This window comes from Parabacteroides sp. MSK.9.14, from assembly GCF_019041495.1.
Classification (GTDB): domain Bacteria; phylum Bacteroidota; class Bacteroidia; order Bacteroidales; family Tannerellaceae; genus Parabacteroides; species Parabacteroides merdae.
In genome coordinates, this window is the sequence record NZ_JAHPXO010000127.1 from 1 (window position 1) to 770 (window position 770).

1 pseudogene is annotated in these 770 nt (G+C 43.9%); it reads left to right on the top strand.

The features are described from left to right. Positions 1–27: 27 nt before the first annotated feature. Positions 28–770 (top strand): annotated as a pseudogene (locus KTG12_RS21445) (IS1380-like element ISBvu1 family transposase); the annotation flags it as partial.

Sequence of the window (770 nt, forward strand, 5' to 3'; positions counted from 1 at the left end):
TAAAAATCAAACCAATCTTCAGCAGACATGGCTAAAGTACAAATAAAATTCGATTCAATCACACCTTTTGGCGGAATATTTTCAATCATGGAGCAATTTGATGCTCTTTTATCGGACGTAATCGACTCCACATTAGGACTGCGTAGCAGAACCTATGGTTACCAATACAGTGAAATCATCCGTTCTCTCATGTGCGTATTCTTCTGTGGCGGCTCGTGCATTGAAGACATATCCACTCATCTCATGCCCCATCTTTCCCTGCATCCCAAACTTAAAACCTGCAGCGCAGACACGATTCTTCGCGCCATAAAAGAACTGACTACAGACAACATAACGTATTCATCTCCAGACTCAGGTAAATCATATGACTTCAATACAGCTGACACAATGACCGAATTGTTGGTCAAGTCTCTCATTGCTACCGGAGAATTATGTCAGGAGCAGGGTTACGATCTGGATTTTGACCACCAGTTCATTGAAACGGAGAAGTATGATGCCAAACGTACATACAAGAAGTTCACAGGATACAGCCCGGGAGTGGCCGTTATAGGTGACCATATTGTCGGCATTGAAAATCGGGATGGCAACACGAATGTCCGGTTCTGTCAGCAGTGTACATTGGAAAGAATCTTCACCAGGCTGGAATGGAACGGCATTCATATAAATAGAGCCCGTATGGATTGTGGGTCGTGCTCCGAAGAGATTGTAGATACCGTCAAGGCCCATTGCAAGTACTTCTATATCAGAGCCAACAGATGCTCCGCTTTTTA